The organism is Klebsiella sp. 28 (assembly GCF_018223905.1).
In the GTDB taxonomy this organism is placed as follows: Bacteria; Pseudomonadota; Gammaproteobacteria; order Enterobacterales; family Enterobacteriaceae; genus Klebsiella; species Klebsiella pneumoniae.
In genome coordinates this window covers 1-4,831 of the sequence record NZ_JAGRQY010000025.1, presented here as the reverse complement: position 1 = coordinate 4,831, position 4,831 = coordinate 1, and the positions used below count along the sequence as shown (strand labels likewise).

Below are 4,831 nucleotides of genomic sequence, written 5' to 3'. Positions count from 1 at the left end.
CTCTTTCAGAGTCAACCCGTTTTTTCAGGATTTTTCTCTGCAACCGAACCGGCTGTTTGTGTGAAGTGATTCACATCCGCCGTGTCGATGGAGGCGCATTATAGGGAGCTCTCCGGGAATGACAAGCGGAAAAATACAATTTTATTTCAACCGCTCATCTTTTAAACGCAACGCTTATTTTTGCTGCTTTTTAATCGCCGCCGGCAGCTCTGCCAGGCTATTTAGCACCCAATCCGCCGCTTTTTCCGCTTCTTCAGTCAGGGGTTTACCGGTGCGCACCAGTACTTTAGTCCCGACATCCGCAGCCGCTGCCGCCTGCATATCTTCCAGTTTGTCCCCTACCATATAAGAAGCAGCCATATCGATATGCAGATAGTCGCGGGCGGAAATCAGCATCCCCGGATGCGGTTTACGACAATCACAGGTCTGACGGTACTCCTCAACCGCCCCCTGCGGGTGATGCGGGCAATAGTAGATACCGTCGAGGTCGACGCCGCGGTCTGCCAGAGACCAGTCCATCCATTCGGTCAGCGTTTCAAACTGGGCTTCGGTAAATTTACCGCGGGCAATACCGGACTGGTTAGTGACCAGCACCAGCGCGTAGCCCATCTCTTTTAGTTCGCGCATCGCGTCAATGACGCCATCGATAAATTCAAAATTGTCGATTTCGTGGACGTAGCCATGATCGACATTAATAGTGCCGTCACGGTCGAGAAAAATTGCGGGTACTGACTTTGCCACCGGTTTGCTCCTGAAAAAGACTAGTGCCGCTAGTATCGCATGTTTCCGCATGCAAGAAAGTGCTCATTATAAAGAGTCAGATTGATTTAGACGTCTGGATGCCTTAACATCCATTTCATTGCCAGGCATCGCCTGGATACGGCAGAAGAAAATGCCACGGCAAACGGCTAAACGATAATAAATAACTGATGATTAAACTTTCCAATATCACCAAAGTATTCCAGCAGGGGAATCGCAGCATTCAGGCGCTGAATAACGTCAGCCTGCATGTCCCTGCCGGACAGATTTACGGCGTCATCGGTGCCTCCGGCGCCGGTAAAAGTACGCTGATTCGCTGCGTGAACCTGCTGGAGCGCCCGACCGAGGGCAGCGTACAGGTTGACGGTCAGGAACTGACTGCCCTGTCGGAGAAAGAGCTAACCCGCGCTCGCCGTCAAATTGGCATGATTTTCCAGCATTTTAACCTGTTGGCCTCGCGGACCGTTTTCGGCAACGTGGCATTACCCCTGGAGCTGGATAACACGCCGCAGGCTGAAATCAAACGCCGTGTCACGGAGCTGCTGGATCTTGTCGGCCTGGGTGATAAGCACGACAGCTACCCGGCTAACCTCTCCGGCGGCCAGAAACAGCGCGTGGCGATTGCCCGCGCGCTGGCCAGCAATCCTAAAGTATTGCTGTGCGATGAAGCCACCAGCGCCCTGGATCCGGCCACTACCCGTTCCATTCTCGAACTGCTGAAAGACATTAACCGTCGTCTGGGGCTGACCATTCTGTTGATCACCCATGAAATGGACGTGGTTAAACGTATCTGCGACTGCGTGGCGGTCATTAGTAATGGTCAACTGATCGAGCAGGACACCGTGAGCGAAGTCTTCTCCCATCCGAAGACGCCGCTGGCTCAGCAGTTTATTCAGTCCACTCTGCACCTCGATATTCCGGATGACTATCAGGCGCGCCTGAAACCTACCGCCACAGCGGATAGCGTACCGATGCTGCGCATGGAATTTACCGGCCACTCCGTCGATGCGCCGCTGCTCTCTGAAACCGCGCGTCGCTTCAATGTGAATAACAACATTATCAGCGCGCAGATGGATTATGCCGGCGGGGTGAAGTTCGGCATCATGCTCACCGAAATGCACGGTACACAGGAAGACACTCAGGCGGCCATCGCCTGGCTGCAGGAACATCATGTAAAAGTAGAGGTATTGGGTTATGTCTGAGGCAATGATGTGGCTGCTGTTGCGCGGCGTATGGGAAACGCTGGCAATGACTTTTGTCTCTGGTTTCTTCGGTTTTGTCCTCGGCCTGCCGGTGGGCGTGCTGCTGTACGTGACCCGTCCGGGGCAAATCGTCGCCAATGCCAAACTGTACCGCACGCTGTCGGCGCTGGTGAATATTTTCCGCTCCATCCCGTTCATTATCCTGCTGGTCTGGATGATTCCGTTTACCCGCGTGATCGTCGGTACCTCTATCGGCCTGCAGGCAGCGATTGTGCCATTAACAGTTGGCGCCGCGCCGTTTATCGCCCGCATGGTGGAGAACGCCCTGCTGGAAATCCCCACCGGCCTTATTGAAGCCTCCCGCGCGATGGGCGCCACGCCGCTGCAGATCGTGCGCAAAGTCCTGCTACCTGAAGCGCTGCCGGGTCTGGTCAACGCCGCCACCATCACGCTCATCACGCTGGTGGGTTATTCCGCAATGGGCGGCGCGGTGGGCGCCGGTGGCCTGGGTCAGATTGGTTATCAGTATGGCTATATTGGATATAACGCCACCGTGATGAATACCGTACTGGTATTGCTGGTTGTTCTGGTTTATTTAATTCAATTCTCTGGCGATCGCATCGTCCGGGCTGTGACTCACAAATAACGTTATTGGCAGACAACACTCATTCTTACAGGAAGGAAATAACATGGCCTTTAATTTCAAAACTTTTGCGGCAGTTGGCGCGTTAATCGGTTCTCTGGCGCTGGTGGGTTGCGGTCAGGATGAAAAAGATCCGAATCATATTAAAGTCGGCGTTATCGTCGGGGCGGAACAGCAGGTCGCTGAAGTTGCACAGAAAGTAGCAAAAGAGAAGTATGGCCTTGACGTAGAACTGGTGACCTTCAACGATTACGTTCTGCCGAACGAAGCGCTGAGCAAAGGCGATATCGACGTGAACGCCTTCCAGCATAAACCGTATCTCGATCAGCAGATTAAAGACCGCGGCTATAAGCTGGTGGCTGTCGGTAACACCTTCGTCTACCCGATCGCGGGTTATTCGAAGAAAATCAAATCGCTGGACGAACTGCAGCCGGGCTCGCAGATCGCCGTCCCTAACGATCCGACTAACCTCGGTCGTTCCCTGCTGCTGCTGCAGCAGGTAGGTCTGATTAAACTGAAAGACGGCGTGGGCCTGCTGCCGACCTCGCTGGACATCGTCGAGAACCCGAAAAACCTGAAGATTGTTGAACTGGAGGCGCCGCAGCTGCCGCGTTCCCTGGACGATGCGCAGATTGCGCTGGCCGTTATCAACACCACTTACGCCAGCCAGATTGGCCTGACCCCGGCGAAAGACGGCATCTTTGTTGAAGGTAAAGAGTCTCCTTACGTGAACCTGATTGTGGCGCGTGAAGACAATAAAGATGCTGAGAATGTGAAAAAATTCGTTCAGGCTTACCAGAGCGATGAAGTTTACGAAGCAGCGAACAAGATCTTTAACGGCGGTGCCGTGAAAGGCTGGTAATCTTTTCTCACCGTAATATCATTCAGGACGGGCTTCACGCCCGTCTTGTCATTTATGCAAGCACCTGATTCAATAACGCCCTGTTTTTTATTCATTGAGGAAATACTATGCGTGCTTTACCGATCTGTTTGTTAGCACTCATGTTAAGCGGTTGTTCCATGCTAAGCAGATCTCCCGTTGAGCCTGCTCAAAGCACTGCAACCCCGCCGGTTAAATCTGAGCCGAGCAAACCGCGCGCCACCCGCCCGGCCCCAGTACGTATTTACACCGATGCGTCAGAGCTGGTTGGTAAACCGTTCCGCGATCTGGGTGAAGTATCTGGCGAGTCCTGCCAGGCTTCGAATCAGGATTCTCCGCCGAATATCCCCACCGCGCGCAAGCGCCTGCAAATTAATGCCGCGCGTATGAAAGCCAATGCCGTCCTGCTTCACCGCTGCGAAGTGACCAGCGGTACGCCAGGCTGCTACCGTCAGGCCGTTTGCCTGGGTTCAGCGCTTAACGTCTCGGCGCAATGAGCGCATTTCAGTTCGCGCAAATAGGCGTCATCCGTTCGCCGTATAAAGAGAAGTTTGCCGTTCCTCGCCAGCCAGGCCTGGTGAAACACGGCGGCGGAGAACTCCATCTGGTCGCGCCCTATAACCAGGCCGACGCCGTGCGTGGCCTGGAGAGCTTCAGCCATCTGTGGATCCTGTTTGTGTTTCATCAGACAATGGAAGGCGGTTGGCGTCCGACGGTGCGACCTCCCCGACTGGGCGGCAATGCGCGGATGGGCGTCTTCGCCACCCGTTCAACGTTTCGCCCTAATCCCATCGGCATGTCGCTCGTTGAGCTCAAGGGCATTCGCTGTCAGAAAGATCAGGTAATACTGGAACTCGGCAGCCTCGATCTCGTCGACGGGACGCCGGTGGTTGATATCAAACCGTATCTTCCTTTCGCCGAAGCCCTGCCGGACGCCAGCGCCAGCTATGCACAGCAGGCGCCGCTGGCGGGTATGAACGTCAGCTTTACGCCGGAAATAGACGCACAGTTACTCACGCTGGAAAAACGTTACCCACATATCAAAGCGTTTATCCGCGAGGTGCTGGCGCAGGATCCGCGTCCGGCCTACCGAAAAGAGGAACAAGCGGGAAAAACGTATGCCGTCTGGCTGCTGGATTTCAACGTCCGCTGGCGGGTGACTGCTTCCGGTTTTGAAGTCTTTGCCCTCGAAGCGCGCTAATTTTATTTTCCTCTCTTTTGGCATCTTTGCCACACTGGTAAACTAAACCACTTTTTTTGTTTCAGGCTGGGCAACCAGCCTGTTCCGCTCGTTTAACTGGAACCGTTACAACATGCGTACTAGCCAATATCTGCTCTCCACTCTGA

The 4,831-nt window shown here is 54.2% G+C and carries 6 protein-coding genes; 5 read left to right on the top strand and 1 reads right to left on the bottom strand.

Going from position 1 to position 4,831, the window contains the following annotated elements:
- Positions 1-174 precede the first annotated feature (174 nt).
- A complete protein-coding gene (gene gmhB / locus KHQ28_RS04960; RefSeq protein WP_002889452.1) occupies positions 175-741 on the bottom strand; it encodes a D-glycero-beta-D-manno-heptose 1,7-bisphosphate 7-phosphatase in 567 nt (188 codons plus the stop codon).
- 188 nt (positions 742-929) lie between these two features.
- Here gmhB and metN point away from each other — a divergent pair, with 188 nt between their 5' ends.
- From metN to tsaA, 5 genes are all read left to right on the top strand, one after another.
- Positions 930-1,961, top strand: a complete 1,032-nt coding sequence (gene metN, locus KHQ28_RS04955; RefSeq protein WP_002889450.1) for a methionine ABC transporter ATP-binding protein MetN — start codon at positions 930-932, stop codon at positions 1,959-1,961.
- Entirely contained in the window at positions 1,954-2,607 is a 654-nt protein-coding gene (locus KHQ28_RS04950) for a methionine ABC transporter permease MetI (protein WP_002889448.1), read from the top strand. The genes metN and KHQ28_RS04950 overlap by 8 nt, the downstream gene beginning before the upstream one ends.
- Positions 2,608-2,650: 43 nt before the next feature.
- A complete protein-coding gene (metQ, locus tag KHQ28_RS04945) occupies positions 2,651-3,466 on the top strand; it encodes a methionine ABC transporter substrate-binding lipoprotein MetQ (protein ID WP_002889445.1) in 816 nt (271 codons plus the stop codon).
- Positions 3,467-3,573: 107 nt separating this feature from the next.
- Entirely contained in the window at positions 3,574-3,981 is a 408-nt protein-coding gene (rcsF, locus tag KHQ28_RS04940; protein WP_002889443.1) for an Rcs stress response system protein RcsF, read from the top strand.
- A complete protein-coding gene (gene tsaA / locus KHQ28_RS04935) occupies positions 3,978-4,685 on the top strand; it encodes a tRNA (N6-threonylcarbamoyladenosine(37)-N6)-methyltransferase TrmO (protein WP_002889441.1) in 708 nt (235 codons plus the stop codon). Before rcsF ends, tsaA begins: the two co-directional genes overlap by 4 nt.
- Positions 4,686-4,831 lie beyond the last annotated feature (146 nt).